Source organism: Paenibacillus alkalitolerans (genome assembly GCF_016482785.1).
GTDB classification, from domain to species: Bacteria; Bacillota; Bacilli; order Paenibacillales; family YIM-B00363; genus Paenibacillus_AE; species Paenibacillus_AE alkalitolerans.
This window is the reverse complement of sequence record NZ_JAEMXM010000052.1, coordinates 1-1,991: the sequence shown is the minus strand read 5'-3', so window position 1 is coordinate 1,991 and position 1,991 is coordinate 1. Positions and strand designations below refer to the sequence as shown.

Annotated in this window: 3 protein-coding genes; 1 reads left to right on the top strand and 2 read right to left on the bottom strand. The window is 49.0% G+C overall.

Annotation, left to right across the window (positions count from 1 at the left end; all coding sequences use genetic code 11):
- The first annotated feature begins 122 nt into the window (after window positions 1–122).
- On the top strand, window positions 123–593 hold the full coding sequence (locus tag JET16_RS29680; RefSeq protein ID WP_233532462.1) for a hypothetical protein: 471 nt from the start codon (window positions 123–125) through the stop codon (window positions 591–593).
- A gap of 117 nt (window positions 594–710) precedes the next feature.
- Here the strand turns inward: JET16_RS29680 and istB are convergent, their stop codons facing one another.
- Both istB and JET16_RS29670 read right to left on the bottom strand, forming a co-directional pair.
- Window positions 711–1,499 carry an IS21-like element helper ATPase IstB gene (gene istB / locus JET16_RS29675; RefSeq protein WP_456093991.1) on the bottom strand — a complete coding sequence of 263 codons (789 nt, stop codon included), beginning with the start codon at window positions 1,497–1,499 and terminating at the stop codon, window positions 711–713.
- Window positions 1,499–1,991 (bottom strand): Mu transposase domain-containing protein (locus JET16_RS29670; RefSeq protein ID WP_407673229.1); only part of this gene is annotated, 493 nt, incomplete at its 5' end. The genes JET16_RS29670 and istB, both read right to left, overlap by 1 nt.

The window sequence follows — 1,991 nt, the reverse complement described above, 5'->3', positions numbered from 1 at the left end:
GCGGACAACCCCTACGGGGTTCGTGAATGCGAGAGACGTTATAAGAAATAGCCGAGAACTGAAAAAACTAAAATTACACGGGACGTAAGTGGTTTATTAGTAATATCCCTGGAGGTATCTAATTGAAACAACTACAGAAGGTAGAATTATTCGAAATGAGTGATATAAAAGTTAATTATTATCTTGGAGCATCGGATGTTTTTAATTATAAAGAAGTGTTAATGATTAAGTACTCAGGAAAATACGAATTTGGTTCAACTGGGAATTCAGATGCTACATATATGAGTGCAATGGGAAAAGCAGCTATTGAGGCGTGGGAACCAAGTGCAGTAATTATTGAATTACAGGAGTTAGAATATGAGTGGGGAGACAGGCTAGATATCATTTTTAATATTGGTTCTGATAAGTATGCTGATGAACCTTTCCCAGTGGCCGTAATTGTTGGTTCAGGTTGTGAAGAGGCGTTAAGAACATTACTTCTTGGAACACATAGTAAAGAACCAATTGATAGTATTGAATGGGTGTTTAAGGACTTTGACACTGCATGGAAATATATAAATAAACAACTAAAGGAAATTGAGAGTAACTCATAGAAGCGGCTACTTCTTATAACTGTCAACTGCAAATGAAAATTCCTCAATATATGCACTCGAATTTTCCCCATAAGGGGTAAAGGTAAGGCCCCCCTAGGGGGGCGGCGATCGCCCAGATTATTCCATCTTCTGTCCCTTCTCTTCCTCGGATTCGGGGCGGAAGAATCCGGCTTTCTTCTTCTCTTTAATCCGGTAGCTCTCACCCTTGATGTTAATGGTGCTGGAGTGGTGAAGCAAGCGATCCAGGATGGCCGTGGCCAAGACGGAATCACCAAAGATCTCTCCCCAAGAGCCATACGATTTGTTAGAGGTGAGGATGATCGAGCCGGTTTCATACCGCTCGGCCACAATCTGAAAGAAGAAGTGAGCGGCCGTATCGTCCATTCTGCGGTAGCCGATCTCATCGATGATGAGCAGATTGGGCTTGGTCAGCGCCTTCATCTTCTGGGCGACGGTATTGCTATGATGGGCCTGCTGCAGCATTTGCACCAGAACATGCGCGGTTGTGAAGTACACCGTATACCGTTGCTTGATGGCTTCAAGCGCCAGCGCGACGGCCAAGTGGGTCTTCCCGACGCCGGGCGGACCGAGAAAGATGAGATTCTCCTGATGCTCCACGAAGCGGAGCGTGGCCAAGTCGCGAATGCGACGTTCCTCGATCGACGGTTGGAAACTGAAGTCGAACTGATCGAGTGTCTTGTGGTACGGCAGATGGGCCATCCGTGTCTTCATGCGGACAAAGCGCTCCCGTTTGGCGACAATCTCTTCCTGCAGCAGCTTGTCGAGAAACTCCAGATACGAGCTGTTGTGCTTGGCGGCTTCCTCCGCATGCGTATGAAGAATCTCCGGAATGCGGCTCCATCCGAACTGCTGAAAGGCTTCTTGCAGGCGTTCTTGGACAACGATCATTGCAGCACCGCCTCCTCGAGAAATTGTTCATAGACCGAGAGTTCTCGTTCCACGACCTGCGGTGACTCCTGTTGCACCAGACGAGGCATGGGAGCCTGTGTGGGTTTGCCGCCGGCTGAACGGATGCCCTCCATGTGTTTGCGGTTCATGATGAGCTGATGGCGCCCAGTCGCTTTCTCGTGTTCGACAATACACTCGTTGCCGGCGTAAATGCGGATGCATCCGTTCTGCTCATCTTGCAGATACACAGTCTGTCCGACGTAGCGCCAAGGAACTGAGTACCGATTCGCCTCATAGGAAATGAGCGAGTCTGCGGATACTTTCCGAGCGTGCCGTTCCACTTCCTCAAAGGGGATCAAATTAAAGGACTGCAGCCGTTCTTGCTGGAGGCGCTTCATCGGCACCTCATGCGTGGTGCCATGAATGCGGACATTCGCGACCGTATCCAGCCATAAGCGAGCCTGTATGTTTAGGTCGGTGAGTCCCGTG